Origin of the sequence: Actinocorallia sp. A-T 12471 (assembly GCF_033875155.1) — a bacterium.
In the GTDB taxonomy this organism is placed as follows: Bacteria; Actinomycetota; Actinomycetes; order Streptosporangiales; family Streptosporangiaceae; genus Actinocorallia.
Genome location: NZ_JAWZTE010000004.1, coordinates 571,615 through 593,631, shown reverse-complemented (window position 1 = coordinate 593,631; position 22,017 = coordinate 571,615). Strand labels below are relative to the sequence as shown.

Genomic DNA, 22,017 nt, shown 5'->3' with positions numbered 1-22,017 from the left:
GATGGCCAGCGAAGACAAACTCCGCGATTACCTGAGGCGCGCCCTCGCCGACGTCAAACGGCTGAAGCGGCAGCTCGACGAGCCCATCGCGATCGTCGGGATGGCCTGCCGGCTGCCCGGCGGGGTCGCCTCACCCGACGACCTGTGGAACCTCGTAGCCGAGGGCCGTGACGCCGTCGGCCCCTTCCCGACGGACAGGGGATGGGACCTTGACGCGCTGTACGACCCCGACCCTGAGCGCACAGGCACGTCGTACACACGCCACGGCGGCTTCCTTGACGACGTCGCGGGCTTCGACGCCGAGTTCTTCGGCATCTCCCCGCGCGAGGCCCTGGCGATCGACCCCCAACAGCGACTCCTCCTCGAGGTGTCCTGGGAGGCGTTGGAGCGCGCGGGCCTCGACCCCGCCGCGCTGCGCGGAAGCCGGACGGCTGTCTTCGCCGGACTAGCGGGCGAGGACTACGCGCCGGAGGAAGCCCCCGAAGAGCTTGAGGGCTACATCGGGACGGGCACGCTGCGCAGCGTCGCGTCCGGCCGGATCGCCTACACGCTCGGCTTCGAGGGCCCGGCGATCACCGTGGACACCGCGTGCTCGTCGTCGCTCGTCGCGCTGCACCTGGCGGCCCGCTCGCTGCGCGCGGGCGAGTCCGACCTGGCGCTGGTCGGCGGGGCGTCGATCATGGCGTCGCCGTTCGGGTTCATCGAGTTCTCCCGGCAGCGCGGCCTTTCCCCCGACGGCAGGTGCAAGGCGTTCGCCGACGGCGCGGACGGCACGGGCTGGGCCGAGGGCGTCGCGGTGCTCGTGGTCGAGCGCCTGTCGGACGCGCAGCGGCTCGGCCATGACGTCCTCGCGGTCGTGCGCGGCAGCGCGATCAACCAGGACGGCGCGTCCAACGGGCTGAGCGCGCCGAGCGGCCCGGCGCAGCGCCGCGTCATCCGTGACGCGCTCGCGGCGGCCGGGCTCCAGCCGGGCGACGTTGACGTGGTCGAGGCGCACGGCACGGGCACGTCGCTCGGCGACCCCATCGAGGCATCCGCCCTCATCGCCGCCTACGGCCAGGGCCGCGACCGCCCCCTCCTCCTCGGCTCCCTGAAGTCGAACATCGGCCACACCCAGGCCGCCGCGGGTGCCGCGGGCATCATCAAGATGGTCAAGGCCCTCGGCCACGACACCCTCCCCGCCACCCTCCACGCCGAATCCCCGACCCCCCTGGTCGACTGGTCGGCGGGCTCCGTAGAACTCCTCACCACCCCACGCCCCTGGCCCGCCACCGGCCACCCCCGCCGCTTCGCCATCTCCGCCTTCGGCGTAAGCGGCACCAACGCCCACATCATCATCGAACAACCCCCCACCCCACCCCAACCCTCGCCCACCTCCCCAAGCGACGCCGCAGCCCCCCGGTCCACCCACCCCAAGTCACCCGAACGTTCGTTCACCAACGCCCCCGACACCCCGAACCCCGACAGCTCCTCGACCGAACGTTCGTTCACCAAGGCCGCCGAGCCCGGCGCCCCCGGCGCTTCGGGGTCCAGCGGGCCCGGGTCCGCGGCCCCGGCATCCGAACGTTCGTTCACCGAGGCCGCCGAGCCCGGCACGCCTGGGGCTTCGGGGTCCAGCGGGCCCGGGTCCGCGGCCGCAGCATCCGAACGTTCGTTCACCAAGGCGGCTGAGCCCGGCGCGCCCGGCGCTTCGGGGCCGAGCGGGCCCGGGTCCGCGGCCCCAGCATCCGAACGTTCGTTTACCTCGACCCCCGATGCCGCGGCCTCTCCGGAGTCTTCGAACGAACGTTCGTTCGCTGGGGGTTTCGGCGGTGCTGTGTCCGAGGGGTCTTTGACCGAACGTTCGGTCAAGGGGGCTGGGGGAGGACCCTGGCCTGTGGTGGTTTCGGCGCGGGCGGGTGGGGCGCTGCGGGCTTGGGCGGGGAGGTTGCCCAAGGGGGTTGAGCCCCGGGATCTTGGGTTCTCGCTTGTCAGTACGCGGACGGCGCATCCCTTGCGGGCGGTCGCGGTCGTCGCCGATAGGGCGCAGTTGGCGCAGGCGCTTGGGGCGATTGAGAGGGGGGAAGGGTCACCCGACGTCGTCACCGGGCGGGCCGGGGGGCTCGCGTTCCTGTTCACCGGGCAGGGGTCCCAGCGCGGCGGGATGGGGCTTGAGCTGCTGGAGAGCGAGCCGGTCTTCGCTGAGGCGTTCCGGGCCGCGACGTTCGAGCTCGACAGGTATCTCGCCGGATACGCCGAGCGGTCGGTCGCCGACGTCGTGCGGGAGGGCGGGCCGGATCTCGACCTGACGCTTTACGCGCAGACCGGGCTTTTCGCGCTCGAAGTCGCGCTATTCCGGCTCTACGAGTCGTGGGGCGTGCGGCCCGACTACGTGGCCGGGCACTCGATCGGCGAGCTCGCCGCCGCGCACGCGGCCGGGATCTGGACGCTGCCCGACGCCGCCGCGCTCGTCGCGGCACGGGCAAGGCTCATGCAGGCGCTGCCCGGCGGCGGCGCGATGACCGCGATCGAGGCGGCCGAGGACGAGGTGCTCCCGCTGCTGCGCCCCGGCGTCGACCTCGCGGCCGTGAACGGCCCTTCCGCGGTCGTGGTGTCCGGTGACGCCGACGCCGTCGGCGAGGTCGCCGAGCACTTCGCCGCGCTCGGCCGACGCACCCGCGCCCTGCGCGTCTCGCACGCGTTCCACTCCGCGCACATGGACGGGATGCTCGCGGAGTTCGCCGAGGTCGCCAAGGCGATCGAGCACCGCAGGCCGACCCTGCCCGTCATCTCGAACCTCACCGGCGAACCCCTCACCGAGGCCCCCGAGCCCGAGTACTGGGTCCGCCACGTACGCGAGGCCGTACGGTTCGCCGACGCCCTCGACAGGCTCGCGGCCGACGGCGTCACCGCCTTCGTGGAACTAGGCCCCGACGGCGTCCTCAGCGCGCTTGCGGCCCGCGCCCTTCCCCCCGGAGGGAGCGCGACCCCAGCGCTGCGCCCCGGCCGCCCAGAGAAGACGACGGCTCTCCTCGGTCTCGGCCTCGCGTACGCGGCGGGCAAGGACGTCGACTGGCGGCCCTTCTTCCCCGGCGCGCGTACGGTCCCGCTCCCGACCTACCCCTTCCAGCACGACAGGTACTGGCTCGACCCCCGCCCTTCGGCCGACGCGGCGGGCCTCGGCCTCGACCGTCCCGGCCACCCGCTGCTCGGCGCGTCCCTCTCGCTCGCCGACGGCCCGGGCACGGTCCTCACCGGCCGCCTGTCCCTGCGCACCCACCCTTGGCTCGCCGACCACGCGGTGCTCGGGACCGTCATCGTCCCCGGGACCGCGCTCGTGGAGCTCGCCGTCCGCGCGGGAGACGAGACCGGCCTCCCCGTGCTCGCCGAACTCGTCGTGGAAGGCCCCCTCCTGGTGCCCGACAAGGGCGGCGTCGCACTCCAGGTCGCCGCCGGCGAGCCCGCCCCGGACGGCACCCGCCAGGTCACCGTCCACTCACGTCCCGAGGGCTCCACCGGCCCCTGGACCAGGCACGCGGTCGGCGTCCTCGCCCCCGGCGAGCCCGCCGCGCCGCCCGCCGACCCCGCGTGGCCGCCGCCCGGCGCCGAACCGCTGGACATCGCCGAGATCTACCCCGAGCTGTCCGACGCGGGCCTGTACTACGGCCCGGCCTTCCGCGGCCTGCGCGCGGCATGGCGCTCCCCGGACGGCTTCTACGCCGAGGTGGCCCTGCCGGAAGACGTCCCCGCCGACGACTTCGGCCTGCACCCCGCCCTCCTCGACGCCGCCCTGCACATCGCCGCCCACCACGGCCTGCGCACCAGCCCCGAGGGCAGCAACAGGCTCCCGTTCGCCTACTCAGACGTGCGCCTGCACGCCTCGGGCGCGGCCGCCCTGCGGGTGCGGATCACCCTGCGCGGCGAGGACGAACTAGCCCTCGAGGCAGCCGACGAGACCGGCGCGCCCGTCGTCAGCGTCGGCGCGCTGCGCGCCCGTCTGGTCTCGGCCCGCCAGCTCCGCGCGGCGGGCCCCGCCGACCTGTACGAGGTCCGCTGGACCGAGGCCACCCAGGCCGGACGCTCGAACCTCGACCCGGAGGTCCTGGAACCCGCCGACGCCCCCAGCGCGCTTGCGCTCCTGCAAGAGGCCCTCACGGGCGACCGCCCGATCCTCGTCCGCACCCGCGACGCCGTCGCCGCCGCCGAAGGCGACAGCCCGGCCCTCACCGCCGCGCCCGTCTGGGGCCTGGTCAGGGCCGCGCAGGCCGAGCACCCGGGCCGGATCGTCATCGTGGACGCCGCCGAGGGCGAACGCTTCCCCGACGACCCCTTCGGCTACGCAGAACCGCAACTCGCGGTCCGCGACGGCCTCGTCCTGGCCCCCCGCCTCGTGCGCGCCGCCCCTCCCGGCGACGACGAGACCCCGCTCACCTGGCGCACCGACGGCACGGTCGTGGTCACCGGAGGCACCGGCGTGCTCGGCGCGGCCGCCGCCCGCCACCTCGTGCGCGCCCACGGCGTCCGCAACCTCCTGCTCCTCAGCAGGGGCGGCCCCGACGCCCCCGGCGCGAAGGCGCTCGCCGACGACCTCGCCGACCTCGCCGGACCAGACGCGCACATCGAGGTCACCGCCGCCGACGTCGCCGACCGCGAGTCCCTCGCCGCGGTCCTCACCGCGATCCCCGCCGACCGCCCCCTGACGGCCGTCGTCCACACCGCAGGAGTCGTCGACGACGGCCTGATCGAGACCCTGACCCCCGAACGCCTCGAACACGTCATCGCCGCCAAGGCCACCGGCGCGTGGCACCTGCACGAGCTGACCGAGGGCCTCGACCTCGACGCGTTCGTCCTGTACTCGTCGGCCGCGGGCATCATCGGCGGCCCCGGCCAGGGCTCCTACGCCGCCGCGAACACGTTCCTCGACGCCCTGGCCGCGCACCGCCGCGCCCGCGGCCTGCCCGGCACGTCACTCGCGTGGGGCATGTGGGCCGAGCCCTCGGGCGTGACGGCCCACCTCACCGACGTGGACCGCAGCCGCGCCGCACGCTCCGGCATCCGCCCCCTCGAAACCGAGGCGGGCCTGGCCCTGCTCGACGCCTCCCTGGGCCTCACCCGCCCCCTGCTCGTCCCGGCCCCGCTCGATCCCGCCGCCCTGCGGGCGCGTGGCGACGACCTGCCCGCGATCCTGCGCGCGCTCGTCCCCGCAGTCCGCCGCACCGCGTCGGCGGCCTCCGGAGGCCCGTCGCTGGCGCGCAGGCTCGCCGGGGTCCCCGAGGACGCCCGCGCGGACGCCCTCGTGGCGATCCTGCGCGGCGAGGCCGCCGCCGTGCTCGGCACCTCGGCCGACCGGATCGAGCCCGACCGCCCCTTCCAGGAACTCGGCCTCGACTCCCTTGCCTCGGTCGAGCTGCGCAACAGGCTCGGCGCGCTCAGCGGCCTGCGGCTGTCGGCGACGGTCACCTTCGACCACCCCGACGCCCGCTCCCTCGCCGCGCACCTGCTGACGCTGCTCGGCGACCCCTCTGCCGACGAGCCAGCGCCCACGCCGGGCGAGGCCGACAGGTACGGCCCCCTGTCCACCCTCTACCGTGGCTTGGCCGCGCGCGGTGAGTTCGCGGCCGCCGCCCAGCTGATCGGCGTCGCCTCGCACCTGCGCTCGTCGTTCGGCTGGGACGAGCGCGCCGAGCACGCCAAGAAGCCGCTCACCCTCGCCGAGGGCCCCGCCGACGTCGCCCTCGTGCTGTTCCCGGCCGTGAGCGCCATCTCGGGCCCGCACGAGTACGCGAGGTTCGGCCACGCCATGAGCGGCGAGCGCGACGTGTTCGTGCTCCCGTCGCCCGGGTACGCCGAGTCCGACGCGCTGCCCGACAGCGAGGAGACCTACATCGGCATGCACGCCGACGCCGTCGCCGAACTCGTCGCGGGCCGCCCTTACGCGGTGCTCGGCCGGTCGATGGGCGGCTGCATCGCCCACTCGGTCGCGGCCGAGCTGGAGCGGCGCGGGCACGGGCCGCGCGGCCTCGCGCTCATCGACACCTACCCGATCGACAGCCCCCTGCGGCCCGGCTTCGAGGACTGGTGGCTCGCGGCGATGCTCACCGGCATGCTCGACCGGATCGAGCGCTACGACATGGTGTGGAGCGACGCGAGCCTCACCACCATGGGCGCCTACGGACGCGTCCTTGCCGCCTGGGACCCGTCGCCGATCACCGCGCCCACGCTGCTGCTGCGGGCCGCCGAGCCGCTGCGCCACACCATCCTGGACGGCCCGCACGACTGGCGCGCGTTCTGGCCGCTGCCGCACGACACGGCCGACGTGCCCGGCGACCACTTCACCGTCCTGGAGGATCACGCGGGGACGACGGTCGAGGCGGTCCGCGCCTGGCTCGACTCCCTGACGTAAGGCAGTCACCAACCCAACCCAACCGACCAACCCAACCGACCAACCCAACCGACCAACCCAACCGAGGAGGACAAGGATGACCTCAGTAGCGGTCGTCACCGGAGCGGGCTCCGGGATCGGCCTGGCGACGGCGCGGCTGTACGCCGAACGCGGCTGGCAGGTCGTGGCCGTCGACGTGGACGCCGACGGCCTGGCCAAGGCCGGCGCGTCCGACGGCGTCGAGACGCTGCGCGGCGACGTCGCCGACCCCGACGTGAACGAGGCGTTCGTCGCGCTCGCGCTGGAGCGGTTCGGCCGTCTCGACGCGGTCGTGCTGAACGCCGGTTTCGGCGGCGCGGGTGCGCTGGACTCGCCCGGCGCGATCGAGCGGTTCGACCGGATCATCGCGGTCAACCTGCGCGGCGTCGCGCTCGGCGTCCGCGCGGCGCTCCCGGCGTTCCGCGCGGCCGGGGGAGGCTCGGTCGTCGCGACGTCCTCGGTGTCCGGCCTGGCCGGAGACCCCGCCACGTGGGCGTACAACGCGGCCAAGGCCGGGGTGGTGAACCTCGTCCGAGGGCTCGCGGTCGACTACGCGGTGGAGAACATCCGCATCAACGCGATCGCGCCGGGCGGCTCGGCGACCGCGCTCACCGCGGGCGTCATCGCCCACCCCGAGCTGGGCCCGGCCGTCACCCGGCGCATTCCGCTCCAGCGCTGGTCCGAGCCGCGTGAGCAGGCCGAGGCGATCTTCTTCCTCACCTCGGCCGCCGCGTCGTACATCACCGGCGTGACCCTGCCGGTGGACGGCGGCCTCAGCGCCAACGGAGGCATCCTCCTGCCTCCCGCCTTCCCCGGCGACGCCCCGCACTAGTCCAGTACCTACGGCCACCCTTAGACCTTCGCAGGAGACGACATGAGCACGACGACGCAGGACACCGCGGCCCAGAACAAGGAGACCGCCCGGCGCTTCTACGCCGAGCTGGTGACGGGACCGCACCCCGAGCGGCTCGAGGAGTTCGTCGCGCCCGACGCGGTCGACGAGACCTCGGCGGGCCTGAACGGCATCGAGGACTTCCGCGCGCACCTCGCCTGGATCGCCGAGTCGGCCGGCGACGTGACCGCGACGGTCACCGACGCCGTCGCCGAGGACGACAGGGTCGTGGTGTTCTGGCAGATCGAGGGCACCCACACCGGCGACCTGTTCGGCATCCCGGCGACCGGGCGGCGTTTCAGCGGCCACAGCGTCAGCACGATCACGTTCCGTGACGGCAAGGTCGTCCGCTACCGCGTCCTGCCGGACCGCCTCGGCATCGTCCAGCAGCTCGGCGCGGCGGGATGAGCGCCCCGCTCAGGTACGCGGACCGGCTGGAGATCACCCAGGTCCTCGCGCTGTTCACGCACGCGTTCGACAACGCCGAGACCGCCGATCTCGACCTGGTCTTCACCAAGGACGCGGTGATCGAGCTGCGCCGCACCGGCCGTGAGGTCGTCGGGCTCGACGCGATCGCCGAGTTCTCCGTCGCGCTGTCTGAGGGCCACGCGCCCGACCACCAGACGCTCGACACTGTGCTGATCGCCGAGACCCCGGGACGGGTGCGCGCGCGCAGCCGCTACCTCGCGGTCCTGCCGGACGGCGCGGTGCACAACGGGGACTTCCTCGATCTCCTCCTGCTCACCGGGGAGGGCTGGCGGATAGCGCGGCGGGTCGCGGTGCCGCGCTATCCGCTCGGCGAGCCGATCGTTCCGTTGCCCGAAGGCTACGAGGCGCCTTGGCGTCCGCGTAACGGCGACTGACAAGACCGAAAAGACTGACAAGCAGGGTACGTACAACCGGATAAGGGGTCGGTAGGGGTTCGGACGTCTGGTCCGCCCCGTCTGCGCCGGGCTAGCTTCGGCCCGATCCCTTCTTTTCCTACCGGAAGGGGTCGGATTCATCCGGCCCCTTCCGTCATCCCCCGGAGCAACAGCATGATCTTCAGCAGACCCGTCGCGGCGGCCGCCGCGCTGGCCGCAGCCCTCGTCCTCGGCGGGTGCGGCTCGACCGAGGAGAAGGCCGAGACGGGCGGTGGCGCGCCGGTCAAGGGCGGCTCCGTCGTCTTCGCGGTCGACACCGAGCCGGTCTCCTTCGACGCCCACGTCAGCGCGCAGGACATCACGGGCACCATCCTGCGCAACGTGTTCGACTCCCTCGTCTACCAGGACGCCGAAGGCAAGTTCCAGCCCTGGCTCGCCGAGTCCTGGGAGGTGGCCGACGACCTGAAGAGCTACACGTTCAAGCTCCGCAAGGACGTCAAGTTCACCGACGGCACGGCCTTCGACGCCGAGGCCGTCAAGGTCAACTTCGACCGCATCCACGACCCCAAGACCAAGTCGCAGCTCGCCTCGAGCCTCCTCGGCCCGTACACCGGCACCGAGGTCGTCGACGCCAACACCGCGAAGGTCTCGTTCTCCGAGCCGTTCGCGCCGTTCCTCCAGGCCGCGAGCACCGCCTACCTGGGCTTCTACTCGCCCAAGGCGATCAAGGACAGCGGCGACAAGCTCGCTGCGGGCGGCCCGGTCGCGGTCGGCACCGGCCCGTTCGTCTTCAGCGCCTACGCCAAGGGCCAGAGCGCGGACTTCACCCGCAACGACGCCTACGCCTGGGCCCCCAAGGGCGCGGCCAACCAGGGCGCCCCCTACCTCGACAAGCTGACGATCCGGTTCCTTCCGGAGTCGTCGGTCCGGGTCGGCGCGCTCACCTCGGGCCAGATCCAGCTCGCCGCGGGCGTCCCCCCGCAGGACGTCGAGGGCATCAAGGGCAACGCGAACCTGACGCTCGACAGCAAGGACTTCCCCGGCGGCAACTACGCCCTCTACCTGAACGCCTCCAAGGCCCCGTTCAACGACGAGAAGGTCCGCAAGGCCGTCCAGCTCGGCGTGAACGTGGACGCGGGCGTCAAGAGCCTGTACTTCGGGCAGTACAAGCGCGCTTGGAGCCCCCTGTCACCGGCGACCGAGGGCTACACCAACAAGCTGGAGAACTCCTGGCCCTACGACGAGGCGGCAGCCAACAAGCTCCTCGACGAGGCCGGCTGGACCACCAAGGACGGCGACGGCTACCGCACCAAGGACGGCAAGCGCCTGGTCATCGACTGGCCGCTGCTGCCCGCCGCCTACGTCAAGGACAAGCGCGACATCCTCGGCCAGGCTTTCCAGGCCGACCTGAAGAAGATCGGCGTCGAGGTCAAGCGTCCGCAGGACGACATCGGCACCTACATCGCCAACGTCTACGGCGGCAAGGCCGACATCGCCGACTACAGCTGGGCCAGGTCGGAGCCTGACGTGCTGTGGCTGCTGTTCAACGGCGCGAGCGACCCCCGCAAGGGCGGCCAGAACGCGACGTTCCTGGTGGACAAGGAGCTCACCGACTTGACGAACGAGGGCCGCGCGACGCTCGACCCGGCCAAGCGCGCCGAGGTGTACGGCAAGGTCCAGGAGCGGGCCATCCAGCTCGGCCTGGTGATCCCCGTCTACACCCCGAGCGCCGTGATCGGGCGGGCCAAGGCGGTTGAAGGCGTCGGCTACGACGCGAACGCCTGGCCGCTCTTCCAGGGCGCATGGCTCGCGAAGTGAGCTGGCTGACGCGGTGAAGACGCAAGCCCCCTCACGCCGCGCCCGCGCCCTGCGCGCGGGCGCGGCCCGGCTCGCCGGGGTCGTCGCCGTCCTTTGGGGCGCGGCGACCCTGGCGTTCCTCGCGCTCGCACTCATCCCCGGCGATCCCGTCACGATCCTGCTCGGGCCGTTCACGACGGCGTCGCAGGAGATCCGCGACCAGATCGCCGCGGACCACGACCTCGACAAGCCGCTCTACCAGCGGTACCTCATCTACCTCGGCAACCTCGTCACCGGCGACATGGGCGAGTCCTACCAGCTGCAGAAGCCGGTGTTCGACGCGCTCGCCGAAGCGCTCGGCCCGACGGTCGAGCTGGCGCTGGCCGCCGTCGTCATCGCGGTGGGCATCGCGGTGGTCTCCGCCGTGCTGACCGCGGGACGCGAAGGCAGGCTGCACAGGCTGGCGACCGCGTGGGAGCTGATCGCGGTGTCGCTGCCGTCGCACTGGCTCGGCATCCTGCTGCTCACCGCGTTCTCGTTCCAGCTGAAGATCTTCCCCGTCGTCGGCGGGTCGGGGGCGGCAGCGCTGGTGCTGCCCGCGCTGACGCTGGCGCTGCCGATCGCGGGCGTGCTCGCCCAGGTGCTGCGCGAGGGGCTTGAGGCCGCGCTGGCCCAGCCGTTCGCGGTCACCGCGCGGGCGCGCGGGCTGAGCCGCCGCGAGGTCAGGCTGAGACACGCGCTCCGGCACGCCGCGGTCCCGCTGGCCACCCTGTCGGGCTGGCTCGCCGGGACGCTGCTGGGCGGCGCGGTCATCGTCGAGACGGTGTTCGGCCGTCCCGGGTTCGGCGCGCTCGCCCTCCAGTCCGCGATGAACAAGGACATGCCCGTCCTGATCGGGATCGTCCTGGTGTCGGCGCTGGTCTTCGTCGTCCTGTCGGCGCTCATCGACGCCTTCCACCTCCTGGTAGACCCGAGGCTGCGCACATGAGAGACCGCCTTCGCCGTCCGTCGCTCGTCCTTGCCTGGGCGGCGCTCGCGCTGCTCGCGCTGGCCGCGCTGTTCCCCGGCCTGTTCACCGGCAGATCGCCCATCGAGGTGGACGCCGCGCTCTCGCTGCGCCCGCCGGGGCCGGACCACTGGTTCGGCACAGATCAACTCGGCCGCGACCAGTACGCGCGGGTCGTCCACGGGGCACGGCCGTCGCTGGTCATAGGGCTCGGCGCGATCCTCTTCGCGGTCGCCGCCGGAGCCCTGTACGGCCTGGCTTCCGCGCTGCTCGGCAGGTTCGCCGACCGGGTCCTGATGGGCGTCGCCGACATCCTGCTCGCGCTGCCGCAACTGCTGCTCGCGCTCGTCGCCCTCGCCGTGCTCGGCTCGGGCCAGGTCAACGTCATGATCGCGATCGCGCTCGCGTTCCTGCCGGGCTACGCGCGGCTGATGCGGGCCGAGGCACGGGTCGTGCGGACGTCGGGGTACGTGGAGACGTCGGTGACGCTCGGGCAGGGTCCCGTCGCCCGCGCGTTCCGGCACGTGCTGCCGAACGCGCTCGGGCCGCTGCTCATCCTCGCCTCCGCGGGGTTCGGCATGTCGCTCATCGCCGCGTCGGCCCTCAGCTTCCTCGGGTTCGGCGCGGAACCCCCGTCGCCGGAGTGGGGCGTCATGCTCGCCGAAGGGCGCGCGCTGCTCCAGTCGGCCTGGTGGCTCGGGGTCTTCCCGGGCGCAGCCATCACCCTCACCGTCGTGGCCGTGACGATCGCGGGACGCGCCGCGCAGGCCCGCTTCACCCGGAGGACCGCAGGATGAGCCCGCTGCTGACCGTCGACGGACTCGGCGTCACGTTCCCCGGAACGCATGCCGTACGCGACGTGTCCTTCACGCTCGACAAGGGCGAGTGTCTGGCGATCGTGGGGGAGTCGGGCTCGGGCAAGAGCGTCACCGCGCGCTCCCTCGTCGGCCTCGCCGGGGACACCGCCGGCGTCACCGCCCGCACGCTGGAGTTCGACGGCACCGACCTCACCGGGCTCGGCGAGCGCGGCTGGCGGCGGGTCAGGGGCGGGCGGATCGGGCTCGTCCTGCAGGACGCGCTGGTGTCGCTCGACCCGCTGCGCACGGTCGGCGCGGAGATCGCCGAGGCGCTGCGCGCGCACCGGGACGTCCCGCGCGCGCAGGTGCGCGGCGAGGTGCTGCGGCTGCTTGAGCGGGCCGGGGTGCCCGAGCCCGAGGTGCGGGCCGGGCAGTACCCGCACCAGCTGTCCGGCGGTCTGCGCCAGCGCGCGCTCATCGCCTCGGCGCTCGCGGGCGACCCCGACCTCCTCATCGCCGACGAGCCCACGACCGCCCTCGACGTCACGGTCCAGGCCCGGGTGCTCGACCTGCTCGACCAGCTGAAGGCCGAGGGGCGTGCGCTGCTGCTCATTAGCCACGACCTCGCCGTCGTCTCCCGCCTGGCCGACCGCGTCGCCGTCATGTACGGCGGCCTCCTGGTCGAGGAGGGGTCGACCCGGGAAATTCTCGACGGCCCAAGGCACCCCTACACCCGCGCGCTTGCCGCAGCCGTGCCTTCGGCCGCCGCGCGCGGCACGCGGCTCGCGCCCGTCCGGCACGTCGGAGAGCCCGCGCTCGCCGACGGCTGCCCGTACGCCGCGCGCTGCGCCCGCGCCGACGACCTGTGCCGCACGACCCCGCCGCCGCCCGCGCCGCTGCGCTGCCACCACCCCGAACGCGGCCCCGTGCTGCGCGTCGTCGGCCCCGCCGTCGAGCGGCCCGAGGCGGGGGAGCGGCTGCTGACGGTCGAGGGCGTGTCGAAGGCGTACGGGGGCAGGCCCGCCGTCCGCGACGCGTCCCTCTACCTCGACAGGGGTGAGGCGCTGGGCGTCGTGGGGGAGTCGGGGTCGGGCAAGACCACGCTCGCCAGGATCGCGCTCGGGCTCGTCAAGCCGGACTCGGGGACCGTCACGTTCGCGGGGGTGCCGTGGAGCGAGCTGCCCGAGCGGCGACGGCGTCCGCTGCGCCGCCGCGTCCAGACGATCGTCCAGGACCCGCTCGGCTCGTTCGACCCGCGCCACGACTCCGGCGCGCTGCTCGGCGAGGCGCTCGGGCTCGCCGGGGTGCCGCGGTCGGCGCGCCGGGCCCGCGCCGCCGACCTCCTCGACCGGGTCGGGCTGCCGTCGTCGGTCGCGCGGCGGCGTCCGGCCGAGCTGTCGGGCGGGCAGCGGCAGCGGGTCGCGATCGCGCGGGCGCTCGCGTCGGAGCCCGAGCTGATCGTCTGCGACGAGCCGGTGTCGGCGCTCGACGTCTCGGTGCAGGCCCAGATCCTCGACCTGCTCACCGCGCTGCGCGCCGACCTCTCGCTGTCCCTGCTGTTCATCTCGCACGACCTCGGCGTCATCGCGCACATCAGCGACCGGGTCGCGGTGATGAAGGACGCCGAGATCGTGGAGACCGAGGAGACCGTCCGGCTGCTTTCGTCGCCCGCCCATCCCTACTCGCGCGACCTGTTCGCCGCGGTCCCGTCGCTCGCCGTGGACCCCGCCTGACGCGGGCCTCCCGTGCCGCCCGGGGCAGTGATCACAGGCCGGTTGGGACGCCGGTCCCAAGGTTGTCCCGGTTCGCCTCGCGCCACCCGCGCGGCGCGGGACCCGTCGCTAGCGTGACCCGGGTGACGGGGACCAAAAGGGCCAAAGGCAAGAAGCGCATCGAGGCGGACGTCGAGGCATTCCGCTGGGACGGGCCGGGCGGCGCGCGCCGGGGTTCGGACGCGCCGGTGGCCGCGCTGCTCGCGCTCACCGGCACGCTCGTCGTCGCGCGGACGGACGGCACGACCGAGGCGCTGCCCGTCGCCGAAGGCCCAGGCCCGCTCCTCGAGGGCGCGCGCCGCGTCTGGCGGACCGAGACGCCGCTGAACGCGCTCGCGTGGGGGTTCGGCGAGGTGCTCGGCGCGGCGGGCGACCGGATCGTGCGGCTCGGCCCTGACGGGTCTCTGCGCGACGGCCCGGCGTTCGACGGGGTGGTCGGGGCGCTGTGCGCCCGGGTGGGAAAGGTCTTCGCCGTCGCGGGCGACGCTGTGCACACCCTTGATCGGCAGGGTGAGGAGTGGGCGATCGTCCGGAGCACGCCGCTGCCCTTCGACGGCTGTCACGACCTCGACGTCGACCGCACGGGACGGTACGCGCTCGCGGTCCGCAAGCCCTCGCCCGAAGGCGTCGTGGTGGACCTGGAGACCGGCGGGCAGGTCGGGGCCGTAGCGGTCGCGAAATGGGAGGCCAAGGACGTCGCCGACGTCTACGCGCGCTTCTCGCCGGTGGCCGACAACGTCTACCGGTTCGCCTCACGCAGCGACGAAGTGGACAAGCTCGCCAAACTCGGCAGGTCGGGCCGCAAGATCACGGTGCGCCCGCTGCTCGGCCAGCCGAGCGCCTGGTGCACGCCGGTCGCCTCAAGCCCCGACGGACGGCACGTCGCGTCGCGGCAGAGCGGCGTCGGCGTGCTGGTGTGGGACCTGGCGACCGAGCGGCATGTGCTGTTCGCCGAACTCGACGACGCCGACCGGTACGACAAGTTCGCGAGGTCGGCCTCCCGCGCCCCGGTCTCCGCCCGCGCGCTGGGCGACGGCGTCAAGGTCACCCGCTGGGCCCACCTGCCCGTCCCCGACGGCGACACGACGGCGGTGGCCGTCGCCCCGGGAGCGCGCTACGCGGCGGTCGGGGGCGCGGACGGCTCCGTCGTCGTCATCGACGGCGCGACGCGGCGGATCGAGCACGGCGACGGCACGGTGCGCCAGCCCGCCCTGCGCACCCGCGTCATCAGGTGCGACCCCGAGCGGAAGACCTACGGGGTCGGCGTGTTCGGCGACGGCGTCTGGCTCGGGCACGCCTACACCGGCGCGACCCGGGTGACCGCCGTCGAACTGGCGACCGGCGAGCCGCGCGACCTTGACATCACGGGCATCACGCCCTGGGGGTGCGCCGTCAGCGGCGACACCCTCGCGGTCAGGCACGCCGACGGCGTGCGCGGCTACGACCGCGCGTCCCTCGCCCCGCTGTGGGAATCCGCCGACCTGCTCCCGGACCACGACCACCACAGGTTCCACGACGGCCTCCTGCTCGGCCGGCGGATCACCGAGGACAAGGCGGTGGTCCTCGCCCGGTACGACCCGCGCACCGGGACGCGGGCGGCGGACCTGACCCTCGCCTGCGACGGGCGTCCGCTCCGCCCCGAGAGCATCGCCTACGACCCGAGGACCGGCGACGTCGCCGTCCGCGCGGACTGCGAGGGCAAGGAACGCTGGCACCTGTGCCGCGCCGACGCCCCGACCGTCCACCTGCCCGTCTTCGAGACGGTCATCGGCGCGCAGGGCGTCGGCATCACGCGGGACGAGCACGGCTGGCACGTCCTGCCCTTCCGCGACCCCGACACTCCGGTCGCGTCCGGCCTGACCACGGCCGGGCTCGCCCTCGTCTACCCGCGTTTGCACGTGGACGTCGCGCGGGGCCTCGCCGTCGGCCAGGACTTCAACCGCCGCCTTGGCCTGTGGCGGCTCGACGGGTCGGCGTTCCGGCTGTTCGACGGGCTCGGCGAGGCGGAGGCGACGGGCTTCGCCTTCACCGACGACGGCCTGTGGCTGCACTCCTACAAGGGCGACAGCCTCTACCTGCTGAACCTGCCCGAGATCTGACCGCCGCCCGGAGCCCAGAAGGAGCAGAGTTGAAAAGACAGGCCGTCGTGGACCCCGAGGAGTTCCGCTGGGAACCCGCAGAAGGCGTCGGCGACAAGGCGGGGTCGGACGCGCCGGTCCTCGCGCTGCTCGCGCTCACCGGCACGCTCGTGGTCGCGCGCGAGGACGGCGCGGTGGCGGCGGTGCCCGTCGCGGCGGGTCCAGGCCCGCTGGTCGGCGCGGCCCGCGAACTGTGCCGCAGCGCGGTCCCGGTCAGCGCGCTCGCGTGGGGGTTCGGCGAGGTGCTCGGCGCGGCGGGCGACCGGATCGTGCGGCTCGGCCCTGACGGGTCTCTGCGCGACGGCCCGGCGTTCGACGCGACGGTCGGGGCGCTGTGCACCCGGGCGGGGAAGGTCTTCGCCGTCGCGGGCGACGCCGTGTACACCCTCGATCGGCAAGGCGACGGTTGGGAGGTCACCCGGAGCACGCCGCTGCCCTTCGACGGCTGTCACGACCTCGACGTCGACCGCAGGGGACGGTACGCGCTCGTGTGCCGCAGGCCACGCGACGGCGTCGTGGTGGACCTGGAGACCGGCGCGAAGGTCGGCTCCCTGGGGCCGAGCCGGCACAGCGGCAAGGTCATCAGCGAGATCTGCGGACGGTTCTCGCCCGTCGCCGACAACGTCTACCGGTTCGCCTCACGCGCCCACACCGTCGACAAGCTCGCGCGGCTCGCCAAGTCGGGACGTTCCCTGGGATACCGGCACGACCTGGAACAGCCGAGCACCTGGTGCACGCCGGTCTCCTCAAGCCCCGACGGACGGCACGTCGCCTCACGGCAGAGCGGCGTCGGCGTCCTGGTGTGGGACCTGGCGACCGAACTCCAGGAGCTGTTCGCCGAACTCGACGACGCCGACCCCGACGACAAGTTCGCGCGCCTGGCCAGGCGCGCGCCCGCCGCCGTCCGGCCGCTCGGCGACGGCATCACCGTCACCCGCTGGGCCCACCTGCCCGTCCCCGACGGCGACACGACGGCGGTCGCCGTCGCCCCGGGAGCGCGCTACGCGGCGGTCGGGGGCGCGGACGGCTCGCTCACCGTCATCGACGGCGCCACGCGCCGGATCGAGCACGGCGACGGCACGGTGCGCCAGCCGCCGCCGCTCGCCGAACGGCTGACGGTCGGCCCCGCCTCGCAGCACGTGTTCGACGGCGGCCGCTGGGTCGGCCTCACCCGCGAAGGCGAGGTCACCGTCGTGGACCTCGCGACGAGCCGGACGCACACCCCCGGCGTCCTCGACCTGACCGGCCTGACCGGGCTCGACCTCAAGGTGGACGGCGACGTCCTCGTCCTCACCTACGCGGGCGGCGCACGCGGCCACGACCTCGGCACGCTCGCCGAGGTCTGGCGGGCCGACGCCGCGCTCGCGGGCTGCGGCGGTCCCCGCTACTCCGGCGGCCTCCTCCTCGCGCCGACCGAGCCCGACGAGGGCCCTCCGGCGCTGCGCCGCTACGACCCGCGCACCGGGACCTTCGCGCCCGACCTGCCGATGACGTGCGAGGAGGGCTCCTTCACGCCCGTCGCGCCGATCCACGACGCCGCGACGGGCGACGTCGTCGTCTCCGGCGAGTGCGCGTGGCCGCGCGGGGAGCGCCGGCACAGGTTCCCCGGCGGCACGGGACCCGGCGAGCACCTTGACGCGTTCACCGGCCTCGTCTCCGGCAGCGGCGTCAGCGTCACGAGCCAGGACGACGGGTTCGCCGTCAGGTCGCTGGCCGCGCCGGACACCGTCCTGGCGGTCCTGCCCGACGGCGGCCTCGGCCTGCGCATCCCCGACTTCCACGTGGACCTCGCGCGGGGCCTGGCGGTCGGCCAGGACCTCGGCGGCCGCCGCTTCGCGCTGTGGCGGCTCGACGGGTCGCCGCCCCGCCTGTACGACGGCATCGGCGAGATCTGGGCGACCGGCCACGCCTTCACCGACGACGCCCTGTGGCTGTACTCGGGACGGCAGAGCCGCCTCTACCGCCTGGTCCTGCCCGCGTGAGGCCGCTGCGGGCCTCAGCCGAGCGGCTTGACCAGGACGGAGAAGTCGAGATCGTCCCTGCGCGGCCTGCCGAACCGCTCGTCGGCGTAGGGGAACGGCCTGATTTCGCCGGTCGCCCGGTATCCGCGCCGCTCGTACCAGGCGACGAGCTCGGTCCGCAGGGTGATCACCGTCATTTGCATCTCGCGGGCCGCCCACCGCGCGCGGGCGACGCGCTCGGCCTCGGCGAGCACTGTCCTGCCCAGGCCCGAGTTCTGCTCGGCCGGGCTGACCGCGAACATGCCGAAGTAGGCGGTCTCGCCGCGCCGCTCAAGGTGGCAGCAGGCGACGAGCGAGCCGTCACGCTCGGCGAGCAGCACGAGGCTCCCGTCGGCGGTGAGGAGCGCACGGACCGCCTCGGGATCGGTCCGCTGGCCGTCGAGGAGGTCGGCCTCGGTCGTCCACCCCGTCCGGCTGGAGTCGCCCCGGTAGGCCGACTCCACAAGCGCGACGATGCGCGCGACGTCGTCCTGCCCCGCCTCGCGGAAGGTCGCCCTCGCCCGCGCGGGGGACGCCGATTCGATGGTCACCGTGCCGCTCCTCTCGCCGCACCTACCGTACGACCTGCTTCGGACGGTTTGCTCCCCGGGGCCGTCATGGCAGGCTCTACGATCTAGGCCGAGCCGTCCCCGGGGAGTGATCACAGTGCAGGTCCGCGCCGCCTTCGCCGCGCTGCTCGCCGCCGTGATGGCGTCGGGCTGCGCCGCGCCCGCACCGTCCGCCCCTTCCGGCCCGCCCTCGCCGACGTCCTCGGCCTCGGCCCTCGCGGGCCTCGACCGCTCCGACAGCGCGCGCCGGGCCCTGCGCGCGCTGGAGCGCGAGTACGACGCGCGCCTCGGCGTGTGGGCGCTGGACACCGGGACCGGCGACTTCGTCGGCTTCAACGCCGACGAGCGCTTCGCGTTCGCCTCGACGTTCAAGCCGCTGGTGTGCGGGGTGCTGCTCCAGCGCGCCTCGGACGAGCGGCTCGCCGCGGTGGTGCGCTGGAAGGCCGCCGACGTCGTCGCGAACTCGCCGGTCACCGCGCGCCGGACGGCACGCGGCATGACCCTCGCCCAGCTGTGCGAGGCGGCGATCCGGCACAGCGACAACACCGCGGTCAACCTCGTGCTCGCCGAGATCGGCGGCCCGAAGGCGTTCACCGAGGCCCTGCGCGCGCTGGGCGACGACGCCACCCGCGCCGACCGGATCGAGCCCGCCATGAGCGACGTCCCGCCCGGCGACGAGCGCGACACCACGACCCCGCGCGCCTTCGCGACCGACCTCGGCGCGTTCCTGCTCGGCGACGCCCTCCCCGACTCACGCCGCACCCTCCTGACGGACTGGCTGTCCCGCCCCCTGCCCCTGTCCGCCGAGATCCGCTCGGGCGTCCCCGAAGGCTGGCGCGTCCACGGCAAGACGGGCACGACCCGCAACGGCGGCCGCAACTACATCGCCGTGGCCCGCCCCCCGGGCGGCTCCCCGATCCTCCTGGCGACCATGAGCACCCGCGAGGACCCCGCCCAGTCCCCGGACGACGCCCTCCTGTCCTCGGCCCTCACGACCACGGTCGCTGCCCTCACCCCCTAGCGTGGGGCCCCGAAGGTTCCGGTGACGGGGAGGACGCTTTGCGGTTCGCGCTGGAGGATCTGTACGCCGACCTGCCTGCGGGGCAGCTCGAAGAAGCACGCGAGTTCTACCGGACGCGACCGGCGGGCCGTGGCCCGGGCGACTACGAAGAGCTGAAGACGGTCCGTGCGCTGCGCGCGGCGTCCCCGCCCGCCGACCCGCCCGCCGTCGAGGAGATCGCCGAAGCCGACGGCCGACGCGTCCCCGTCCGCGTACTCACCCCCTCCACCGGCCAACCCAGGGGCGTCCACCTCGACATCCACGGCGGCGGCTTCTACATGGACTCCGCGGCCCGCGGCGACGTCCGCAACCGCGCCCTCGCCGACGCCCTCGGCGTCACGGTCGTCAGCGTCGACTACCGCCTGGCCCCCGAACACCCCTGGCCCGCCGCCCCCGACGAATACTTCATCACCGCATACGCAGGCCACGCCCCCGACCGCACGAACCCCGACATCTCCCCAATCTTCGCCGACCTCCACTCCCTCCCCCCAACCCTCCTCGTAGTCGGCAGCGCTGACGTGGTCCTAGAAGACACCCTCATCATGGCCGCCCGCCTCTCCGCCGCAGGCAACCAGACCACCCTCCACCTCTACCCCGACGCCCCCCACGGCTTCACCACCCACCCCACCGCCATGGCCCAAACCGCCCTCACCGCCATCAACTCCTGGCTCCAAGACCGCCTCAGCGCATGAGCGCGCCGCCGCGTCAGGCGGTGCGCTCCGGCAGGGTGGCGACGACCGAGGCGATGAAGCAGTCGACGCCGAAGTCGTACTGGGCGTCGGCGGGCAGGTCGACGAGGTGGTCGGCGATGGCGACGATGCTGGGGAACTTGCTCGCGGGCAGCGACGCGTAGAAGTGCTTGCGCTGCCGGCGCAGCTCCTCGACCTCCTCGCCGCCCGAGTGCCCCCACGGGCGCGGGTGCTGGTACCCGGCGAAGCCGAGGGCGTAGGTGATCAGGAACGAGTAGCAGCGCACGGCTGTCTCGGGCGGTATCCCCGCCTCGAGGAAGCGCGACAGCACGCCCTCAAGGCCGCCCTCCATGGAGTGCATGCTCATCGTCACCCGGCTGGTCATCAGCTGGACGATGCTCGGGTGCTCCCGCATCATCGCCAGGAACCCCGTGGCCGCCGCCCGCAGGACGGCCCCAGGGTCGGCCGGGTCCGCCTCGGGCATCCTGATCCCGCCGAGGACGTGGTCGGCCATCGCGTCGAGGATCTCGTCCTTGCTGCGCACGTACCCGTACAGCGTCATAGTGCCGACGCCGAGCTCACCGGCGATGTTGCGGATCGTGAGGTCGTCGAGTCCGACCTCGTCGGCGATCTTCAACGCCGCCTCCACGATCCGTTCCAGGCTCACGCTGCGCCCGCTCTTGCGCGCCATGCTCTCTCCGCTCGACTCAGTTCCGTACAGGATACGGTAGCGCGTATCCGCCGGGGGCGGGGAAGGCGCGGCGCAGCGCGTCCGCGTCGGAGACAGTGTCCAGCATGAGGCAGCGCGAGATCCAGTCGTCGGCCCGCCCGTCCGCGCCGGTCTGGCGGCGGAACTTGGCGACGACGTCGGCGGCCGAGGGCTCCGCCGCGCCGTCGGCGAAGGCGCGCGCGGTCTCGCCTCCGGGCAGGCGGACCGTCACCCGGGCCGCCCAGCGCTCGGGGAGCAGGGAGTCAAGCGACGGATCGGCCGCCAGCACCACCTCGGGGGCGTCGGCGGGCAGCGGCCCCCGGAAGAAGGCGACGTCGCCCGCCCGGCCGGCGAGCAGGGCCGCCGCCGCGAACGCCGCGCTCGCCGCGGCCTCGGTCGGCCCGGCGGGGTCGCGGTCGGCGGTGACGAACCGCAGCAGCGGCCCGGGAAGGCCGATCTCGATCCGCTGGACCTCCTTGAGCGGGGTCCCCGCCGCGCCGAGATCGGCGAGGGCGTCGAGGGCGGCGTGCAGGGGCCGCGCGCACGGGTAGCGCTTGATCGGGCAGCGGGTGAGATGCGGCACCCCGGCCGGGGAGCCGGGTCCCGCCGGGTCGCCGAGCGCGGCCGTCGCTGGCCCGTCGAGCAGGGTCGGTGACGCGTCCGCGCCCGCCCGCGCGAGGTAGGCGGCCTCAACGCCGTCGGCGGCGGCACGCCCGACGAGCAGGTAGTGCCCAGCGCCGAGCACATCGCCGCTCAGCAGGCCGCCGAGCCCCGCCGCCGCGAGCGCCAGCGCCGCCTCGGTCCGCGCGGGCCCGAGCCCGAGCAGCGACGCGGTCGCGGCGGCGGAGCCGAGCGCGCCGAAGAGCGCGGTCGGCCACCACCCGCGCCCGTACAGCGCGGTCCCGCCGAACCTGAGCCCCGCCTCCGCGACGACCTCGTAGCCGGCGAGGACGGCGTCCACGACGTCGCGTCCCGCCCGCCCCTCCCGCGCGGCGACGGCGAGCGCGGCGGGCACCGCGACGGCGGCGGGCACGACCGCGCCGCCCGGGTGGACCGCGTCGAACTCGTCGACGTGCGCCAGCGCGGCCTCGACCAGCACCGCGGTCCGCAACGACCGCCGCCCGCCGAGGCCGAGCACCGCGACGTCGCCTTCCCCGCCCAGCTCGGCGAGCGCGGCGAGATCGCGGGCGAGCGGATGCGACGCGCCCGCCGCCACGCACCCGAGCGTGTCGAGCACGTGCAGCCCGGCGAGCCGCCGCGCCTCGGCGTCGGCGGTCCGCGCGGCACGCCCGCCCCGCGCGGCGAGTTCCCCGAGCACGCCCATC

General features: G+C 74.2%; 15 protein-coding genes. 12 read left to right on the top strand and 3 right to left on the bottom strand.

Going from position 1 to position 22,017, the window contains the following annotated elements:
- Window position 1 precedes the first annotated feature (1 nt).
- The 10 genes from R9X44_RS15025 to R9X44_RS14980 all read left to right on the top strand — a co-directional run bounded on the left by R9X44_RS15025 (window position 2) and on the right by R9X44_RS14980 (window position 17,647).
- Entirely contained in the window at window positions 2-6,382 is a 6,381-nt protein-coding gene (locus R9X44_RS15025; protein ID WP_319814752.1) for a type I polyketide synthase, read from the top strand.
- Window positions 6,383-6,458: 76 nt separating this feature from the next.
- A complete protein-coding gene (locus tag R9X44_RS15020) occupies window positions 6,459-7,232 on the top strand; it encodes an SDR family NAD(P)-dependent oxidoreductase (protein ID WP_319814751.1) in 774 nt (257 codons plus the stop codon).
- Window positions 7,233-7,274: 42 nt separating this feature from the next.
- Window positions 7,275-7,700 carry an ester cyclase gene (locus tag R9X44_RS15015; protein WP_319814750.1) on the top strand — a complete coding sequence of 142 codons (426 nt, stop codon included), beginning with the start codon at window positions 7,275-7,277 and terminating at the stop codon, window positions 7,698-7,700.
- Entirely contained in the window at window positions 7,697-8,155 is a 459-nt protein-coding gene (locus R9X44_RS15010) for a nuclear transport factor 2 family protein (RefSeq protein WP_319814749.1), read from the top strand. Before R9X44_RS15015 ends, R9X44_RS15010 begins: the two co-directional genes overlap by 4 nt.
- Window positions 8,156-8,329: 174 nt before the next feature.
- Window positions 8,330-9,973 (top strand): ABC transporter substrate-binding protein, encoded by a 1,644-nt coding sequence (locus R9X44_RS15005; protein ID WP_319814748.1) that lies wholly within the window; start codon window positions 8,330-8,332, stop codon window positions 9,971-9,973.
- Window positions 9,974-9,986: 13 nt separating this feature from the next.
- Window positions 9,987-10,940 carry an ABC transporter permease gene (locus R9X44_RS15000; RefSeq protein WP_319814747.1) on the top strand — a complete coding sequence of 318 codons (954 nt, stop codon included), beginning with the start codon at window positions 9,987-9,989 and terminating at the stop codon, window positions 10,938-10,940.
- Entirely contained in the window at window positions 10,937-11,755 is an 819-nt protein-coding gene (locus tag R9X44_RS14995; protein WP_319814746.1) for an ABC transporter permease, read from the top strand. The genes R9X44_RS15000 and R9X44_RS14995 overlap by 4 nt, the downstream gene beginning before the upstream one ends.
- The gene (locus R9X44_RS14990; RefSeq protein WP_319814745.1) at window positions 11,752-13,488 is read left to right on the top strand and encodes an ABC transporter ATP-binding protein; all 1,737 of its coding nucleotides are present in this window, start codon (window positions 11,752-11,754) and stop codon (window positions 13,486-13,488) included. Before R9X44_RS14995 ends, R9X44_RS14990 begins: the two co-directional genes overlap by 4 nt.
- Before the next feature lie 122 nt (window positions 13,489-13,610).
- Complete coding sequence (locus tag R9X44_RS14985) at window positions 13,611-15,626, top strand: hypothetical protein (RefSeq protein ID WP_319814744.1); 2,016 nt, start codon at window positions 13,611-13,613, stop codon at window positions 15,624-15,626.
- A 29-nt stretch (window positions 15,627-15,655) separates the two neighbouring features.
- Window positions 15,656-17,647, top strand: a complete 1,992-nt coding sequence (locus tag R9X44_RS14980) for a hypothetical protein (protein WP_319814743.1) — start codon at window positions 15,656-15,658, stop codon at window positions 17,645-17,647.
- 14 nt (window positions 17,648-17,661) lie between these two features.
- On the opposite strand, the gene R9X44_RS14975 is transcribed toward R9X44_RS14980, so the two are convergent.
- On the bottom strand, window positions 17,662-18,216 hold the full coding sequence (locus R9X44_RS14975) for a GNAT family N-acetyltransferase (protein WP_413774947.1): 555 nt from the start codon (window positions 18,214-18,216) through the stop codon (window positions 17,662-17,664).
- 115 nt (window positions 18,217-18,331) lie between these two features.
- Here R9X44_RS14975 and bla point away from each other — a divergent pair, with 115 nt between their 5' ends.
- A complete protein-coding gene (gene bla, locus R9X44_RS14970; protein ID WP_319814742.1) occupies window positions 18,332-19,255 on the top strand; it encodes a class A beta-lactamase in 924 nt (307 codons plus the stop codon).
- 38 nt (window positions 19,256-19,293) lie between these two features.
- Window positions 19,294-19,986 (top strand): alpha/beta hydrolase, encoded by a 693-nt coding sequence (locus R9X44_RS14965; RefSeq protein WP_319814741.1) that lies wholly within the window; start codon window positions 19,294-19,296, stop codon window positions 19,984-19,986.
- Between the two features lie 13 nt (window positions 19,987-19,999).
- On the opposite strand, the gene R9X44_RS14960 is transcribed toward R9X44_RS14965, so the two are convergent.
- Window positions 20,000-20,674, bottom strand: coding sequence for a TetR/AcrR family transcriptional regulator (locus R9X44_RS14960; RefSeq protein WP_319814740.1), 675 nt, complete (start codon window positions 20,672-20,674; stop codon window positions 20,000-20,002).
- A 16-nt stretch (window positions 20,675-20,690) separates the two neighbouring features.
- Window positions 20,691-22,016, bottom strand: a complete 1,326-nt coding sequence (locus R9X44_RS14955) for an MmgE/PrpD family protein (protein WP_319814739.1) — start codon at window positions 22,014-22,016, stop codon at window positions 20,691-20,693.
- Window position 22,017: the final 1 nt, after the last annotated feature.